The sequence below is a fragment of the Pseudoalteromonas maricaloris genome (genome assembly GCF_024746855.1).
GTDB classification, from domain to species: domain Bacteria; phylum Pseudomonadota; class Gammaproteobacteria; order Enterobacterales; family Alteromonadaceae; genus Pseudoalteromonas; species Pseudoalteromonas maricaloris.
This window is the reverse complement of record NZ_CP024626.1, coordinates 354219-371128: the sequence shown is the minus strand read 5'-3', so window position 1 is coordinate 371128 and position 16910 is coordinate 354219. Positions and strand designations below refer to the sequence as shown.

The window sequence follows — 16910 nt, the reverse complement described above, 5'->3', positions numbered from 1 at the left end:
TGTAAGCCTGGCGATAACACAGTAGAAATGCCAGTCAAGCGCTGCCCTTTGGGTTCACCTGAGTGCGCTTTGTTCATTGTTGCTCAACTTTTGCCTAGATTACTAGGCGGCAAGTCGAGCGTCGCTACCAAAACACACTCAGAAGAACAAAAATCAAACAGCGAAGGTCAACAAGCCCTAGATAAATTGGTATCGTTACTCGTAATAAGCTTTGCCTTCTTCGGCCATAGCAAGTAGCGGCTCCGCAGGTGTAAATACAGGGTTATCAGCAGCGTATGTTGATAGCTCTGAACACACCTTATTGGCGCCTTTTTTGTCCATATAACTAAATGGGCCGCCCAAGAATGGAGGGAAACCAATGCCAAAAATAGCACCAATATCACCATCTCTTGCATTACGGATAATACCTTCATCAAGACAGCGCGCAGCCTCATTGAGCATCTGTGCAACGCAGCGGTTCGCAATTTCTTGTTTATTCAATTTAGGAGAAGGCGTGACACCGAGTAACTCATAAACTGACTCGTCCACTTGCTTGCCTTTTTTACCTTCATAGGTGTAGAAACCACGACCAGATTTGCGACCAAGACGTTTACTATCTATCATACGTGCAAAAGCATCCGGCGCCTTAAATCGAGCACCTAATTCTTTTTCTAGAATTGGCGCAATCTTAGAGCCAATGTCTACACCTACTTCATCAAGAAGCGCAAGAGGACCAACTGGGAAACCAAACTCAACCAAGGCTTGATCGATTTTCTCTATCGGCTCACCGGCAAGCAAAAGATTTGCTGCTTCGTTGACATAAGGTGCCAGAATACGGTTTACGTAAAAACCAGCTTTGTCTTTTACGACGATTGGTGTTTTCCCTTGCTTACGAGCAAAAGCCACAGTGCGCGCAATAACCTCATCACTGGTGGTGTCGTGCGGAATGATCTCCACCAGCGGCATTTTTTCTACTGGTGAGAAATAATGCAAACCAATTACGTTTTCAGGACGCGTCGCTTTTGCCGCGATTTGGCCGATTGGTAATGATGACGTATTACTTGCAAATATCGTACTCTCACTACATTCGCGTTCAATATCCGCCACCATCGACTGTTTAAGGTCTAAGTCTTCAAATACGGCTTCAATCACCATGTCTGTGTGTTTAAAACCAGAGTAATCTGTTGTCCCCGTGATCATATTCAAAGTTGACTGCATCTCTGCCTTTGAAATAATACGACGCTTTTGGCGTTGAGTTAGGATCTTATAGCTGTAATTTAATGCGTTGCTAATGCCCTGATGCGCAACATCTTTAATACGTACTGGTGTGCCTGCTTTAACCGCACTAACATGGGTAATACCTGCGCCCATTAAGCCACCACCTAGCACTGCAACACGCTTCACAGGAGCAAGATCTTCACCTTGGAAATCCTTTTTCATTTCCGTTGTCGCAAAGAAAATCCCACGTAGCGAGCGCGATACTTCAGACATCACTAAATCAGCAAAACCCTCGGCTTCGGTTTTATAACCTTTAAGCTTGTCCAGCTCTACAGATGCACGTACCGCTTTGATGATAGCGAGCGGCGCTGGATAGTGACCACCCGTTTTCTTCTCAACATTTTCTTGTGCTTTTTTGAAAATGATATTGCGTCCGAACGGGTTAGACTCTAGCAATTGGCTAATTTTGTCTAATTTCGGTTTGCGAGGCTTAGGCTTACCTTTTCTGGCAAGCTTCACCGCTACGTCGAGTAAAATACTGTGCGGCACGGAATCGTCAACTAGGCCCGCTTTTTTCGCTTGCTTAGGTCGAACTTGTTTACCAGTTAGCATCCATTCAAGTGCTTTTTGAATACCAACTAATTTCGGTAGACGCTGTGTACCGCCACCGCCTGGCAATAGACCAAGCTGTACTTCTGGAAGACCCAATTTAGTCTTGCTGTCTTCAGTACATACACGGTAATCACAAGCCAGCGCAAACTCTAAGCCACCACCCAGTGCTACACCGTGGATCGCGGCAACGGTCGGGAATGGTAAATCAGCCAATTTAAAGAAAGTTTTATGACACATTTCCGAAATCGCTAACGCATCTTCGCGGGTTTTCGCGCTGTCTAGCATTTTAATGTCTGCACCAGCGATAAAATTATCGTCTTTACCACTGATAAAAACCATACCCGTTACGTCGTCTTGCTTACTCTTTGCGATGATCTCTAATAATTCATCAGCAAATGTATCACGTAGGGTGTTCATTTTTTCGCCCGGCACGTCGATGGTGACGATGGCGACTTTATGGTCGTTTAATTCATAAGAAAATACTGACATTATGCGCTCTCCAATACGAATGCTGCTCCAAGACCACCTGCAGCACAGGCAGTTGTCAATGCAAGACCACCGCCGCGGCGCTTAAGCTCATGTAGGCTTTGCGTGATCAAGCGTGCGCCGGTTGCTGCGAATGGGTGACCATATGCAAGTGAACCACCAAGCACGTTAAACTTATCCATGTCGATTTCGCCAATTGCTTTACTGCGACCAAGTTTTTCTTGCGCGAATTTGTCTGAGCCAAACATTTTCATATTGGACAGCGCTTGCGCTGCGAAAGCTTCATGCATTTCTATCAGGTCAAGATCAGCAAGTGTAATACCCGCACGGTCAAGTGCTACAGGCGTTGAATGTGCAGGACCCATCAACATATCTTCGTGTACGCCGATAGCAGAGAAGGCGAAACTACGCACATAACCTAAGATGTCATAACCAAGCGCTTTGGCTTTGCTTTCGCTCATCATTAATACTGCCGCCGCACCATCGGTCAGTGGCGTTGCATTTGCTGCAGTTACTGAGCCGTGCTGTCTGTCAAATACAGGCTTTAACTTGGCGTAGCTTTCCAATGAGGAGTTTTCACGGATGTTATTATCTTTATCAATAAAGCTTTTGTATGGCTCAACATGGGCAGCCATTACTTCATTGTTTAATAAGCCTTCCGACCACGCTTTTGCAGCTAAGGTATGTGAGCGGTGCGCCATCGCATCTTGATCTGCACGGCTGATCCCGTGAGTCTTAGCCATTTGCTCAGCGGTTTGCCCCATTGATAAGCCAGTCGAATATTCTGCAACTGCCGGTGGCACTGGTAGTAAGTCTTTGAGTCTTAGCTTTGAGAAAATCTGTAAACGCTGCTTAAGTGTACGTGCTTTGTTCAAGTCAACAAGGCTACCTGCAAGCTTTTTGCTCACGCCAATCGGTAGCACTGATGAAGAATCCGCACCACCAGCGACACCGACACTCACTTGACCTGAAATAATACTCTCTGCAACGTTAGCAATCGCTTGGAAACTGGTTGCGCATGCACGTGATACAGAGTAAGCGTCAACAGAAACGGGCATGCCAGTGCCAAGCACGATTTCACGCGCAATGTTTGGTGCTTCCGGCATTTGTACAACTTGGCCGAATACCAGTTGGTCGATTTCTTTACGATCGAAGTTCAAACGCTCAAGCATTTCGTTGACGACGATTTTACCTAAATCTAGGGCTGGAACGTGGTGAAAAGCGGTAGCTTGCTTTGCGAATGGCGTACGCAGGCCGCTCACGATAGCGATTCGGTCGCCTTTTGATGTTTTTAGTATGTTTTGTTCAGACATGAATTTTGCTCTCCCGCTGACAGGTCTGACCTGTTAATTTCCTCCGATTCTAAACAACCAAATCGAAGTTGCCAATAGCAAAGCACGAAATGGCTGCTTTTTAAACCGTGAAAACCAACTTTAGATGCTTTTTCAAGCAATCTCAAAGTATTTGAAATTGTTATTTAAAATTTATGAACTTTTCTAAAATTATGGGTCTAATCAACTTGATTATTCATTCCGCGTCCATATAACTATTTTTATTTTTGTCGGCTTAAAAGGCAGTCTCATGGCAGTAAACGAGTTTTCTCAACTAAAAGAATATTTAGATACCCAAATTTTAGGACAAAGTGCACTGACCGAATCCTTGCTTATCGCGCTTTTAGCAGATGGTCATTTATTGGTTGAAGGCCCCCCAGGTCTAGCTAAGACCCGTGCAGTAAATGCGCTGGCTAAAGGCATTGAAGGGAGCTTCCAACGCGTCCAATTTACCCCTGACTTATTGCCTTCTGATGTAACTGGTACAGATATCTATCGCCAACAAACCAATGAATTTGTATTTGAGAAAGGCCCGCTTTTTCATCATTTGATTTTGGCTGACGAAATCAACCGAGCGCCAGCCAAAGTGCAATCAGCACTACTAGAAGCAATGGCCGAACGCCAAATAACCGTTGGCAAAACAACGTATCCGTTACCTGAGCTATTTATGGTAATGGCAACGCAAAACCCGCTTGAACAAGAAGGTACATACCCGCTACCTGAAGCGCAGCTTGACCGCTTTTTACTCCATCTGAATATCGATTATCCGGATGCAGAAACCGAGGTCGATATTTTGCGCCTCACTCGTGGCGAGGCGCTGGAGGAGTATCAAGCAACCTTCACACCTATTAGTCAAGCAACCCTATTTGAGGCCCGTAAAACCGTACTAAGCATGCACCTTGCTGAGCCTCTGGAGCAATATCTTGTACAATTAATTATTGCGACCAGACAGCCACAACGCTTTGATGCAACGCTTGCAAGCTGGATTGATTATGGTGCGAGCCCTCGAGCTACAATTGCGCTTGATAAATGTTCTCGTGCTCATGCGTGGCTACAAGGCAGAGACTTTGTCACCCCAGAAGATATTCAAGCTGTGGTACATAACGTGCTACGCCACCGTATCGTGCTGAGTTATGAGGCACAGGCGGATGGGATCACCAAAGATCAGGTGATCAGTAAGATTTTAGAATTGGTTGCTGTTCCATAATACTATGAACGACATCAAGCAGTTTAATTCAGCCAGCTGGTTTAATGAAAGCCACAGTAATGGTGTCGAACTCGGCCTGAAAGAGCTACTTTTTTATAAGTCCAAAGCGCATTTACTTTCGCTCAAACCAAGAGGAAAAGTGAAAAGTGCTCAATCAGGACAATACCTTGCACCGCATAAAGGTCGGGGGATGGAGTTCGCTGAAGTCAGACAATACCAATATGGTGATGATATTCGTGCGATTGACTGGCGAGTTACCGCGCGTACCGGTGAAGCACACACGAAACTCTTTCAAGAAGAGAAAGAACGCCCCGTTTTTGTATTTTGTGACTTTTCCTCAAGCATGCTATTTGGTTCAAAGCTGTTACTTAAGTCGGTGCTTGCGGCGCACTTAGGCATTTTGGTGTCTTGGGCTGCATGCCAACGCGGCGACCGTGTTGGTGGTGTGGTATTTAATGACAGCAATCACCACGAGCTAAAACCGATTGCTCGCGACCGTGGAGTGCTTGCGCTAGCTCATCAGTTTTGTGCCCTACACGAACAAGCATTAATTCAAAAAGAGACTCCCCCTCGGGGGATCGTTTCAATGAGAATTTAAAACGGCTTGTGCATCTAGCCAAACCCGGCAGCCTGATTTATCTCATTTCGGACTTTACGGAGTTGAATGATGAAAGCTTTAAATTGCTAGAGCGTGCCACCCGCCATAACGAAGTAATTGGTTGTATGGTAAGCGATCCTTTTGAGCATCACCTGCCTGAATACAGTCAAGCGATTGAGGTCTCAGCTGGTGAACAAAACTGGACATTGCCCTTGATGGACAAGCAATTTAGAGACAAATTCTCGCAAAATGCGTCTGACTTTTTCAATCGAAGATTAGCGCTACTTAAGCGCTCTGGTATGTCGTTACAAAAGTACGACGCGTCATTACCAATCGAATTACAAATCATGAGGGGTTAAATGCAAGTCAATCCACTCGACCAGCTTAATGATGTGGTCATCCCTCAAAGCGTGAGCTGGTGGCCACTTTCTTATCCAATGTGGGGAGCCATTTGTGTTCTACTCACAATATTTGGGGCTATATGTTGGCTATTGTATCGTCGCCAGCAATTTTTAAAGGCAAAAAAGGAAGCCGTAAAACTGAGTCATTCGCAGGGTAATGCCCAAGCATTACACACCATACTCAAACGTTTAGTAAAACACTATTACGGTGATACCGCTGCAAGTAGATCGGGCCAAGCATGGTTAACGCTACAAGCAAGACTCACACGCGTTGAACTCACTCAGCAAGAGCTCGACTCGTTATATGCTCCGACTCAAGACCCCGCACTCAGCGATAAACTATGTCGTGCGATTAATACCTTCAAAGTGAAGGAGCGTCTCGATGTTTGAGTTTAGTTGGCCCCTTGCCTTTTTATTGTTACCTCTGCCTTGGCTAATTGCGAAGTTTAAACCGAGTATCGCGCAGACCAACATCAATATTCGTATGCCAAGTGCCGCAAAGTTACAACTCGCGAGCACAAATCAACTCAATAAGCGCGCAAAAGTAAGCCTAGTAGAAACACTCATCTGGCTACTACTGGTAACCGCAGCGGCAAACCCGACTTGGCTTGACGACCCAATCGTTGTACCAAACGAGGGACGCGATATTATGCTTGCCGTTGACTTGTCGGCCTCAATGACAGAGCAAGATATGGAATACCAAGGTCGCTTAGTGGACAGATTGTCTGTCGTCAAAGCCGTTGTTAGCGACTTTATCGAAGCGCGCCAAGGAGATCGTCTGGGACTTATTCTTTTTGGTGACACCGCGTTTTTGCAAACGCCACTCACCCGAGATTTAGCGACGGTTAGCCAAATGCTTAGTGAGGCACAAATTGGTTTAGTTGGACGCGCCACAGCGATTGGCGATGCTATTGGTTTGTCGGTAAAGCGTTTTGGTAAACGTGAACAAAGTAACAAAATCTTGATTTTGCTGACCGATGGTCAAAACACCGCGGGCAACCTTCAACCAGAAGAAGCACTGATCTTAGCCCGAGAAGAGGGCATAAAGATTTATACTGTTGGTGTTGGCTCTGATGGTAGACGCGGTTTTGGTTTATTTGGTTTTAATTCTATGGCTGGTAGTAGTATCGACGAGAAAACGTTGCAACATATCGCCAAAGAAACTGGTGGGCAATATTTTCGCGCAAAAGACGTGGAAGGCCTACAACAGATCTACGCTATGCTCGATGAGCTAGAGCCGATAAGTGATGAAACACAGACTTTCCGTCCTAAGATTTCACTGTTTTATATTCCTCTCCTCGCGATACTCGGCTTGCTTTTTGTGGTTCAGCTAAGTCTCGTACTAAGAACAAAATTAAGAGGGTAAATAATATGATGGAATTTGAATTTATTCGCCCACATCTACTTTGGCTCCTTATTCCTTGGGTGATATACAGTGCATTGCAATGGTCTAAAAAGTCCAATCAAAAATCAGCGCAACTTATCGCACCGCACCTGATGAAGGTGGTGATGGGAGCCGATGGTCAAAAGCACCAAAAACAAAGTAACTCTTGGCTTGGTATTGTGTTTTTTTTGTTGGCCATTATTGCGGTTGCAGGACCAAGTATCGAAAAACAAGAAGTACCGGTTTTTAAAACTCAGGCACCTAGAGTGTTAGTGCTGGATATGTCTTATTCTATGTACTCGACCGATCTCGCGCCAAACCGCTTAACGCAAGCGAGATTTAAGACTTTAGACATGCTCAAGCTCTTTAAAGAAGGCGAAACGGGTTTAGTTGCCTATGCAGGCGATGCTTTTACCGTGTCACCACTCACAACGGACGTCACCACTCTTGAGAATTTGATCCCGAGCCTTCGTCCAGAGATCATGCCCTCAAAAGGCTCTAACGTATATGCAGGCATCGAAGAAGCCGTTAGCTTGTTAACAGGTGCAAGTGCAACCTATGGTGACATTATTTTGGTAACCGATGGACTTGAACAAGAAGACGCTGAAGATGTACAAAAGCTTCTTTCTGACAGCCCATTTAAGTTAAGTATCTATGCCTTAGGTACGGCGCAAGGCGCACCAATCAAATTACCTGAAGGCGGCTTTTTAAAAGACCAATATGGTCAGATAGTCGTGCCAAAGTTATTCCCGACTCGACTTGAAAAACTCGCTAGAGTAAAAGGTGGAAAATTTGCCAGCTATACCGCTGACAGCAGTGACATAGAAACATTTAAACCTAATTTGGGTGCAAATACATCGGTGCTTAAACGCGACCAAGAAAGTGCTAAGTGGCGAGTAGATGCGGGAATATATCTGCTGATTGTACTTATCCCACTTGCACTGCTATTGGTTCGAAATCACGCAGTTATGCTCAGTGCTTTGGTTGTTTTTTCGATGTTGCCGCAGCAAAAAGCGCTGGCGAATGAATGGACACAGTGGTTTAAAAATAGCGACCAAAACGCGCTGCAGGCCTACCAAAATGAAGCGTTCGATGAAGCTGCTCTTGCCGATAATCCGGTACTAAAAGGTGCAGCCCTATATAAAGCTGGAGATTACGAAGGAGCGGTAAAAACACTCGAACAAACAAGCTCAGTAGAAGGCCAATACAATTTGGGCAATGCGCTAGCACGGCTTGGTAAATTAGACGACGCAATTTCTGCCTACGAAAAAGCCTTATCCCTAGCTCCTGATTTTACGCAAGCGAAGGATAATAAAGCGTTAGTCGAAGCGTTAAAGGATCAGCAAGAGCAGCAAAATCAGCAGGACCAACAAGGTCAGCAAGACCAACAAAGTCAGCAAGACCAACAAAGTCAGCAAGACCAACAAAGTCAGCAAGACCAACAAGGTCAGCAAGACCAACAAGGTCAGCAAGACCAACAAGGTCAGCAAGACCAACAAGGTCAGCAAGAGCAACAAGGTCAGCAGGACCAACAAGGTCAGCAGGACCAACAAGGTCAGCAGGACCAACAAAGTCAGCAAGACCAACAGAATTCACAAGCAGGAAGTGAGTCAGAACAAAACAACAACGAGCCAGAGCTAGATGCTGCCCGCCAAGACCGGCAAGCAGCTGACGAACAAACTCAAGAGCAAAAACAACAGCAAGCACAAGCCGCACCTACGCCCGATCCCAAGCAATCACCGCAGGATGAAGAAAAGGCACAGGCTGCAATGATGCAAGATAGTCGGCCACTTACCCCTGAAGAAATTGAGAAAGCGCAACAGCTTAATCAACTGCTTAGAAAAGTACCTGATGATCCGGCCATATTATTGAGAAATAAAATGCAACTAGAAGCACAACAACGCAAACAAAGACGTCTACCAAGAGGAGCTGAAAAATCATGGTAAAACGCATTCTATTTTTTCTGTCTTTGTTGATATTAAGCCACGCCTCGTTGGCTTTGGAAAATCTCACAGCCAGCGTAGACAAAAACCCAGTGCTCGCAGGTGAATATTTCACGTTGTCGATTATCGCTGAGGGCAAAGTCAAAGGCACCATTCCTGATGTTTCTGTGCTTAGTAACGACTTTATCACCAGCCCGGTGAATACCAGTTCTAGAACCAGTATCATTAATGGTAGTGTTTCAAGCTCCACTACCTGGCAAATGCAGCTCGTTGCTCGCACTCCGGGTACTTACACCATTCCTGCGTTAGAGGTAGATGGTGAAACGACCCAGCCGATCGAAATAAAAGTTGTCGCTCGTGATGATGAGCAGCAAAGTGAAGATATATTCGTAAAAACCGAACTCAAGACAAAAAATCTCTATGTTCAACAGGCTGCGCTTTATACCGTTAAGCTCTATGTAGGAAAAGAACTACTAGATGGTCAACTGAGTGCCCCAATATCAGATGGCGCTAATTTCACACAATTGGGCAAAGCCAGTGAAGAATACGAAGTTATTGACGGCCGACGCTACATGGTGCTCACTCGCGAATATATGATCCAACCACAAAAAAGTGGTGATTTCAGCATAGAGCCGCCGATCTTCAACGGCCAGATCAGAGATGGCTATCGTAGAATGGCGACTTCTGCGGTTGGCAATACCATTGACTTTTCAGTATCTCCAATCCCTGCTAACGCTGCTGATAACTGGCTACCCAGTGAATATTTGAATTTTTCTGAAGAATGGCAGCCCAAAGATACCGAGTTTATGGTTGGGACGCCCATCACGCGAACACTAACACTCACTGCAGTGGGTGTTACTAAAGAGCAGCTTCCTGACATTCAGCTCGAAGACGTTAATGGCTTTAGAATTTATCCAGACGCGTCAGAGCGTAAGCAAATTACCCGAGATGGAAAAGTCATCTCACAGTTAACCATTTCTTTTGCTTACCTACCGCAACTTGCCGGTGATTTTACTCTGCCCGAAGTAAAACTACCTTGGTTTAACACCATCACTAAACGTGGAGAGTTTGCGACATTACCAAGTAAGTCTGTCAGCGTAATTCATGATCCAAATCAGCCTGCCTTACCACAGGCTGCTCCAATCACGCAGCCGCTTTCAAGTCCAAGCGTAAATCCATCAACGGCTACGCAAACCAACGTGATCACAGAGCAAGTTATCCCGCTGTGGATGTGGGGACTCGCCGCTTTCGGATACGTATTATGGCTAATAACATTACTAATATGGCGCCTAAGGGCAAAACCGGCCTCAAACCCACTAGTAAATACGGTCACTGATGAAAATCCAGCACTTTTTATTTCGTTTGAAGAAGCGGTTAAGCAAGATAACCCAGCGGGCTTTTATCAAGCGCTACTGCGCTACACCAAACAACAAAATATCACCATGACACAATGGCTAGCACTTCAACCCAGCTCATTGCGCGCACAGGTACAAACGCTACAAAGCTCGCTGTATGGAGGCAATAGCGCAAAAGTAGACTTGTCTCAACTATATGATGAAATTAAAACCAGTGTAAAAAGCACGGTTCACACAAATAAAAGCCAGAATTTAGGCAATCTATATCAATAAGCGCCTCAGGGCGCTTTTTTATTGCAAGACGAACTAGATTTGTTAGTAAATAATTAACAGATCCATTATGCTTGGTGTGAGATACATTCCCAAAATCAACTAAAATAAAATACGTTTTTGTTGAAATAAACCTGCAAAAAGATAGGTCTCATAGATATGGCCAGTAAACAACATCACTACGAGTCACTGGTTCGGATGTACCATAAAGAGCTATATAAGTTCGCTTATTGGTTGTCTGGCGATCCGACAATAGCAGAAGACTTAGTACAAGAAACTTTTTTGCGGGCTTGGCGCGCACTCGATTCATTACAAGATGAAAATGCAGCAAAGCCTTGGTTATTAACTATTTTAAGACGAGAGAATGCACGTCGTTTTGAGCGCAAGCAATTTGACTATGCGGAGGTTGAACAAGATACGCTGGTCGACGATACCAGTTCGGCTTTGGATGATGCAATGGAGCAAACCGTTGTGCAACGACAAATAGCCAACTTAGCACCAGAATATCGTGAACCACTGCTACTGCAAGTGGTGATGGGATGCTCTGGGGATGAAATCGCCGATATACTTGAGCTGAATAAAAACACGGTGATGACAAGGTTATACCGTGCTCGCAACCAGCTAAAAGACGCTTTAACGACTGAATATGAACCAATAAAGGGGGCATCAAACTGATGGATGAACTCGAATTTCGACGCCGCCTCGTTGCTGATCCTCATGATGAAGAGGTCAAGAAACAGGCCGAACAGCAACCTGAGTTGCAAGCACTGGTCGAAGAAATGCAAGCTTTCGACGATTTCTTGGGAAAATCACTCGATATTGATGTGCCTGAGGGGTTGGCTGATAAGATAATTGCAAAGCAAAAGGAGCTTGAAACGGAAGAACACAAAGTAGTGAAAATGTCTTGGTTTAGACGCGCTACTGCACCATTTGCAATTGCCGCCAGTGTATTTTTTGCCGCCGTGGTCTTTTACTTTGGTGGTTTTGGACACCCTGTCGATACCGGTGAACATGCGCTTGCTCATGTGTATTACGAAGAGAATGCACTGCAAAAGCAAGAAACAGTGTCACTGCAAACCGTGAACGAGAAGCTCGCGATGTTTGGGGGTAAGTTCGACAACTTGCCGGGTAAAGTGGTTTACGCGACATTTTGTAATTTTAAAGGCCAAAAAAGCCTTCACTTGGTTATGCAATCCGAGTTTGGTCCACTCACGGTTTTTGTCGTGCCAGCTGGTCAACAAAGTACGATTGACGGCAAAGATAGTTTTGGTGATAACCGCTTTGAAGGCTTAATTGCTCATGATGGCAAAGCCAACACCATACTGGTGGCAAACCGAGGTACGCCGATTGAAACCTTCCAATCAGAAGTGACAAGCTCACTGCGCTGGTTATAACGCCACCGCCCCACTCTTTGGGGCGGTGTCTCAATATCCTTACTAAACCTCTCAAAATACAAATTTAATTGAGGTACATACCTATTTAAATAGCCATGTTAGTTCTTTACAATGGCGGCAGTTATTTTGGTATATAGGAACTTTATGAAACATTTCATTGTGTTACTTTCCCTTGTTTCTTTTTTATTTACAGCTAGTTTTAATGCTGAAGCAAGAAAGAAGTTTGGTAGTAAGAGCTCAGGAAAAACCCAGCAAACACAAACAACCCAACAAAAGCAGCAAACTGATACACAAGCATTAAATGCAAAATCGACTACGACACCTAAGTCGAGTAAAAAAGGCATTATGGCCGGTGTACTTGGCGGATTACTAGCCGGTGGTCTAATTGCCGCAATGCTTGGCGATGATTTTGAAGGATTTCAATTCCTTGAAATGATTTTGCTTGCCGCTGCTGCCTTTTTAATCTTCAAATTGGTTAAAGGCATGCTTGCAAAAAAACAGCAGCCAAGTTATGCCGGTGCGCCGCACATGGGTGGCTACAACAATACGCCACCACCACAACAATTTCAAAACCAAGGACCAATTGGCGGTGGTTTTGGCGCAAGTAGCGTGCCTATGAATCTGCCTAGAGATTTTGATATCAACGGCTTTTTACAAGGCGCAAGGCAGCATTATCAAACCATTCAAACCGCTTGGAATAACAACGACTTTTCGACGGTTTCTGAATACTTGAGTCCAGAGTTGGTTGAAGAGTTCAAACGTGAGCGAGAGCAGCAAGGCGACGTTAATACTGAAGTGATGTTTGTTGATGCTGAGTTAGTCCGTGCAGATACACGCCCTGACGTTTGGGAAGTTAGCATTAAGTTTAGTGGCAAATATCGTGACCTCGGCGACATGCAAGAAGAACCTATCCACGAAATATGGCACTTAGAGCGTAAAACGACGGGGGATGCACCCTGGTTAATCGTTGGTGTTGAAGAGCTAGCGGCCTAATTCATCAACTTTAGTAAAAATTACACTCAACTTGTTTATTCACCAAGTTGAGTGTTTATTTGCAGCACAGCTCTATCCTCACCCAAACACACTTCAATATCTGCGATGTTTGGTAAGCTTTGCATCCCCCATACCGAAAGGCGTTGAAATGGCTGAATGAATTGTCTAACTTGCTCATCACTCATTCCCTTTCCAGTCGATGCTTTGAGCATATGCTCTTGTTGCAGGCGCCACTGATATACTCTGTCGAAGCTCATTCCATTTAAATAAATGAGACTATCTAATTGTGAAAAAATAGCTTGATACTCTTCACATAAAATGTGGTTCACTTGTAAGCGAAACGAACCGTCTTTATCAAACTCTTGCTCAAATTGATTAACGGGAGATGCTAACTCATAGCTAGGCTGCGGCTCCACTCCCATACACCACCCCTCGATAATAAGTACCTGTAAACCCGCCTCAACTTCTCGCCATTTTGATTTTGGCAACTTCCTATCAATTGATTTATCAAATACAGGTAAAGTTAATGCTTCGCCGCGTTTAAACCTGTCTATAACACCTTGTAATAGTTGCAGATCATGAGTACCAGGCAAGCCTCTTTGTTGAAACAGCGGATGAAACTTTGAAGCAAGCACTGCCCGCTCTTCTGGGTCTAAATAAAAATCATCAAGAGACACACACTTACAGGCAATGCCAACTTCCCTAAGTTGTTTACAAAGAGAATAGCTTAGTGTTGATTTACCAGAGCCCTGAACGCCAGAAACTCCTACTAGTAGAGGGTATGAGAAGTCTCCAGTTGAAAACATTTTGTCTATCCTATTCTTTAACTTATAAGCCAAAGCCATTTCGATCACCTCTTTATAAAACCAAAAAATCAAAACACCAAACATTTACAATTAATAAATAAAAATATATCTTTTGTATGTAATATAAAAACAACAAGGAAAACGTATGAAAGTAATAATCTATTCAATTCTAATGTGTGTTTCATGCTTCTCAAATGCCGTAGAGTATGAACCGGTTAACTGCAGAAGCGAGCAAACAGGTACTAAAAACTTTTATGAAGGTGAAGCTTCGTGCGTAGGTGAATATGCCTACAGCACATGTCCCTCTGGAATTGGAAGTTGTCATGTCGTGGATGATAACTTTGTTACAATTCGCAAGTATATACCATTACAAACTTCAAATAGCGCTCAGCTACAAGAATTAGTAGAACAGTGGGTTACCGGAGTTACTGGCGCACGCTTACGAGAAACTCACTTAGTATCTTGTACAGCACATAATGTTCCTTTTTCTCATTCGGAAGCCGTTTATGAAACTGTGTGTGACTATAAACCGTCGGTCGAAATTTGGCATAGCGCAATAGCTGGTAGTGCTAATAGACATGTGTATATCGTTGCCAGAGATAAAGATGGTTCGATTGGTTCTCAGGAGCTTTGGGTTAATGGCGTAAAACAGAGTGGTTCATCCACTGAACTTGTTGGACAAGATGGAGACTCTTTCAATGTAATGGCTAAAGTTCGTGATAACGATGGTTATTCATCCTCAACATCGCGAAATATCATCCTCAGATGGAATGGCTACCCTTGCAAAGGAAAATGTCCTGATCCTTTCTAAGAAAGCAAAAAAACCACCATTAGTTCATAAATGGTGGTTTTAATTATCATTTTAATCCAAAGCGATATTCAAACAGAATCATGATATTTCTGCCCTGTTGTGGCACATGACCGTCAATCAATCTTGGATCAAATACGGTGTATTTTTTATCAAAAAGATTTTCAGCTTTCAGTTGAATTTTAGCGTGATTATCCAAATTGAAAGAAACGGTGCCGCCGATGAGGTAGTAACTTGACTGCTCGAAATCATCGACAATTGACTCAGGGGGAGCAGGTATAAATGTTGTGTCTCGCCAAATTGCATTTAAAGTTACTTCTACCGCCTCTCTTTTATGAGTAAAGGCAAGTGCAGCAAACTTTTTAAAACTGCCATTTAATGGCTCGTCAAATAACTGGGTGTATGCGCCTTGTATCCAAGTTGTGCCACTCAGATTAAAATTAGCATTAACTTCAATACCCTGCATGCTCGTCTCAAAGACGTTATCAAATGTAAACTCCGCTTGTTCATCATCTATTGGTACTAGATTAATGAAGTCTTCAAGCTTATTATCAAATAACACTACATCAAACTGTTTAGACTCATCTTGATAGTGCCAAACAAGCTCTGTGGTTTTTACATATTCTGAAGTTAACTCCGAATTACCTGATGTAACATCATCATTTGAGTTAAGTTCGTTGCTCACAGGGGTGCGAAAAGACTCCCCATATTGCAACTTAAAAGTGTTTGCCTCATCGTAACCATAAACGAACGCTAGTCTAGGCGATAACTTATCATCTATATCTTTCACTTCGTCATATCGTGCACCCGCGAACATACTCAGTTGCTCGCTAAACCGATACTTTGCTTGAACGTATCCAGCATATGAATCAAAGTCTTGTCGCAACGGATAAAAAGGGGCGTAATCAGATATGGTTTGAATACCACCTAAATAAGTGTGGTTATAGATGATAATATCACCGGCACTTTGATCGTAATATGAGGTTCTAACGCCTGCTTTACTTTGTTCTTCTTTTGATAGCTCAACGCCAAAATTCCACTGTAACCGGTCGTTTTGTTTATAACCACCATCTAAGTTATAAGTTAAGTCTCTGGATTGCCAAGCTGGACCAACTAAGAAGTCCCCTCCTTGCGTGATACCAATTTCTGCTGCAGTAACGATGAGTCCTGCACTTTCTATATTATGCTCAATAAAGCTTAACTTATGCGTTAACTCTAGTTGCTCAGTAGCTTGCCAATGATACTCAAATGTTGCTGCATAGTTCTCACTTTTATGCTCGTTTTCAGGGGAATAACGGGAAAGATTTAAAAACTCATCAAGTTGAGTACGGTTAAACCTTACTTGCCATGTTAACGCTTGATGGCTACCTCCAAATACAACAAAAAGTGATTCTAACGGGTCTTTTACAGCACCTCCAAAATAGCTATCCCCTGAGCGTTTATTAAATGCTAAATTGGCATAGAGCCGTGTTTCGTCCGACACTTGCCTTGAAAGATTCAACGCTGCTTGCGCACTGCCGTGTTCACCATAACCAACAGAAAGCTGATTATTACGCTTTTTGGTAATAATATTCATCACGCCAAGAAAGGCGTTACTACCATACAGGGCGGAACCGGGACCTCGGATAAATTCAACTTTATTGATAATCTCAATCGGAATGTAAGGTGTGTAGACTGATGCTTTACCAAATGAGGACTCATTGAGCCTTTGGCCGTCAATCATCACTAACACATGTCCAGTATCCAAGTACACACCGCGAGTATGCTCTTTTGGCACAGCCCCGACCCAATCGCCTCGAGTAGATTGAAAACCAGGTACAAAGTTCATTAAATCATAAACATTGTCGACACCTAGGCTATTTATTTGTTCTGAATTAAAAACAGTAATACTAGAGGGAACCGATGCTCTCGTTTCGTCGGTTTTGGTTGCGATAGAGACATTTACGTTCAACAGCTCTTCAAACGAAAGCTGATAAAGGTCGGAGTCCGTAGCTTCTGGTTCAGCGACTACCGCAAAAGGAAGTAATAATGGTGTGACTTTAATTAAAGCGCTTAAGTTTTTCATATTATACGAGCTCTATGTTCCCACACTTCACTCGTAGTGTTAGATTACTCTAACCTACGT

Annotated in this window: 14 protein-coding genes and 1 pseudogene; 11 read left to right on the top strand and 4 right to left on the bottom strand. The window is 43.8% G+C overall.

Features of this window, described 5'->3' with window-relative positions; all coding sequences use genetic code 11:
* Positions 1 to 27 precede the first annotated feature (27 nt).
* Positions 28 to 237 (top strand): hypothetical protein, encoded by a 210-nt coding sequence (locus CTT31_RS23585; RefSeq protein WP_312026974.1) that lies wholly within the window; start codon positions 28 to 30, stop codon positions 235 to 237.
* Here CTT31_RS23585 and fadJ read toward each other — a convergent pair.
* Positions 196 to 2298: a fatty acid oxidation complex subunit alpha FadJ gene (gene fadJ, locus CTT31_RS19440; protein WP_211857290.1), complete on the bottom strand. Its 2103-nt coding sequence runs from the start codon at positions 2296 to 2298 to the stop codon at positions 196 to 198. The two genes, CTT31_RS23585 and fadJ, sit on opposite strands and share 42 nt — an antisense overlap.
* Positions 2298 to 3608, bottom strand: a complete 1311-nt coding sequence (gene fadI / locus CTT31_RS19435; protein WP_010605222.1) for an acetyl-CoA C-acyltransferase FadI — start codon at positions 3606 to 3608, stop codon at positions 2298 to 2300. Before fadI ends, fadJ begins: the two co-directional genes overlap by 1 nt.
* A 268-nt stretch (positions 3609 to 3876) precedes the next feature.
* Between fadI and CTT31_RS19430 the strand changes: the two genes are divergently transcribed.
* The 9 genes and pseudogenes from CTT31_RS19430 (at position 3877) to CTT31_RS19390 (ending at position 13171) form a co-directional block, all read left to right on the top strand.
* Positions 3877 to 4833 (top strand): AAA family ATPase, encoded by a 957-nt coding sequence (locus tag CTT31_RS19430; RefSeq protein ID WP_010377722.1) that lies wholly within the window; start codon positions 3877 to 3879, stop codon positions 4831 to 4833.
* 4 nt (positions 4834 to 4837) lie between these two features.
* Positions 4838 to 5790: pseudogene (locus CTT31_RS19425) on the top strand (DUF58 domain-containing protein).
* Positions 5791 to 6222, top strand: a complete 432-nt coding sequence (locus tag CTT31_RS19420) for a DUF4381 domain-containing protein (protein ID WP_211857291.1) — start codon at positions 5791 to 5793, stop codon at positions 6220 to 6222.
* Entirely contained in the window at positions 6215 to 7198 is a 984-nt protein-coding gene (locus CTT31_RS19415) for a vWA domain-containing protein (protein WP_211857293.1), read from the top strand. The genes CTT31_RS19420 and CTT31_RS19415 overlap by 8 nt, the downstream gene beginning before the upstream one ends.
* 8 nt (positions 7199 to 7206) lie before the next feature.
* Positions 7207 to 9162: a vWA domain-containing protein gene (locus CTT31_RS19410; RefSeq protein ID WP_260492959.1), complete on the top strand. Its 1956-nt coding sequence runs from the start codon at positions 7207 to 7209 to the stop codon at positions 9160 to 9162.
* Positions 9156 to 10787, top strand: coding sequence for a BatD family protein (locus CTT31_RS19405; RefSeq protein WP_211857295.1), 1632 nt, complete (start codon positions 9156 to 9158; stop codon positions 10785 to 10787). The genes CTT31_RS19410 and CTT31_RS19405 overlap by 7 nt, the downstream gene beginning before the upstream one ends.
* 156 nt (positions 10788 to 10943) lie before the next feature.
* Complete coding sequence (locus CTT31_RS19400; RefSeq protein ID WP_010605216.1) at positions 10944 to 11459, top strand: sigma-70 family RNA polymerase sigma factor; 516 nt, start codon at positions 10944 to 10946, stop codon at positions 11457 to 11459.
* A complete protein-coding gene (locus tag CTT31_RS19395) occupies positions 11459 to 12178 on the top strand; it encodes a DUF3379 domain-containing protein (protein ID WP_260492823.1) in 720 nt (239 codons plus the stop codon). Before CTT31_RS19400 ends, CTT31_RS19395 begins: the two co-directional genes overlap by 1 nt.
* 144 nt (positions 12179 to 12322) lie before the next feature.
* Positions 12323 to 13171, top strand: a complete 849-nt coding sequence (locus tag CTT31_RS19390; RefSeq protein ID WP_039494867.1) for a Tim44 domain-containing protein — start codon at positions 12323 to 12325, stop codon at positions 13169 to 13171.
* A 35-nt stretch (positions 13172 to 13206) separates the two neighbouring features.
* Here CTT31_RS19390 and CTT31_RS19385 read toward each other — a convergent pair whose 3' ends face one another.
* Complete coding sequence (locus tag CTT31_RS19385) at positions 13207 to 13977, bottom strand: kinase (protein ID WP_260492822.1); 771 nt, start codon at positions 13975 to 13977, stop codon at positions 13207 to 13209.
* Between the two features lie 145 nt (positions 13978 to 14122).
* Here CTT31_RS19385 and CTT31_RS19380 point away from each other — a divergent pair, with 145 nt between their 5' ends.
* Positions 14123 to 14788, top strand: coding sequence for a hypothetical protein (locus tag CTT31_RS19380; protein WP_130127318.1), 666 nt, complete (start codon positions 14123 to 14125; stop codon positions 14786 to 14788).
* A 46-nt stretch (positions 14789 to 14834) separates the two neighbouring features.
* Here CTT31_RS19380 and CTT31_RS19375 read toward each other — a convergent pair whose 3' ends face one another.
* Positions 14835 to 16850, bottom strand: a complete 2016-nt coding sequence (locus tag CTT31_RS19375) for a TonB-dependent receptor plug domain-containing protein (protein ID WP_260492821.1) — start codon at positions 16848 to 16850, stop codon at positions 14835 to 14837.
* Positions 16851 to 16910 lie beyond the last annotated feature (60 nt).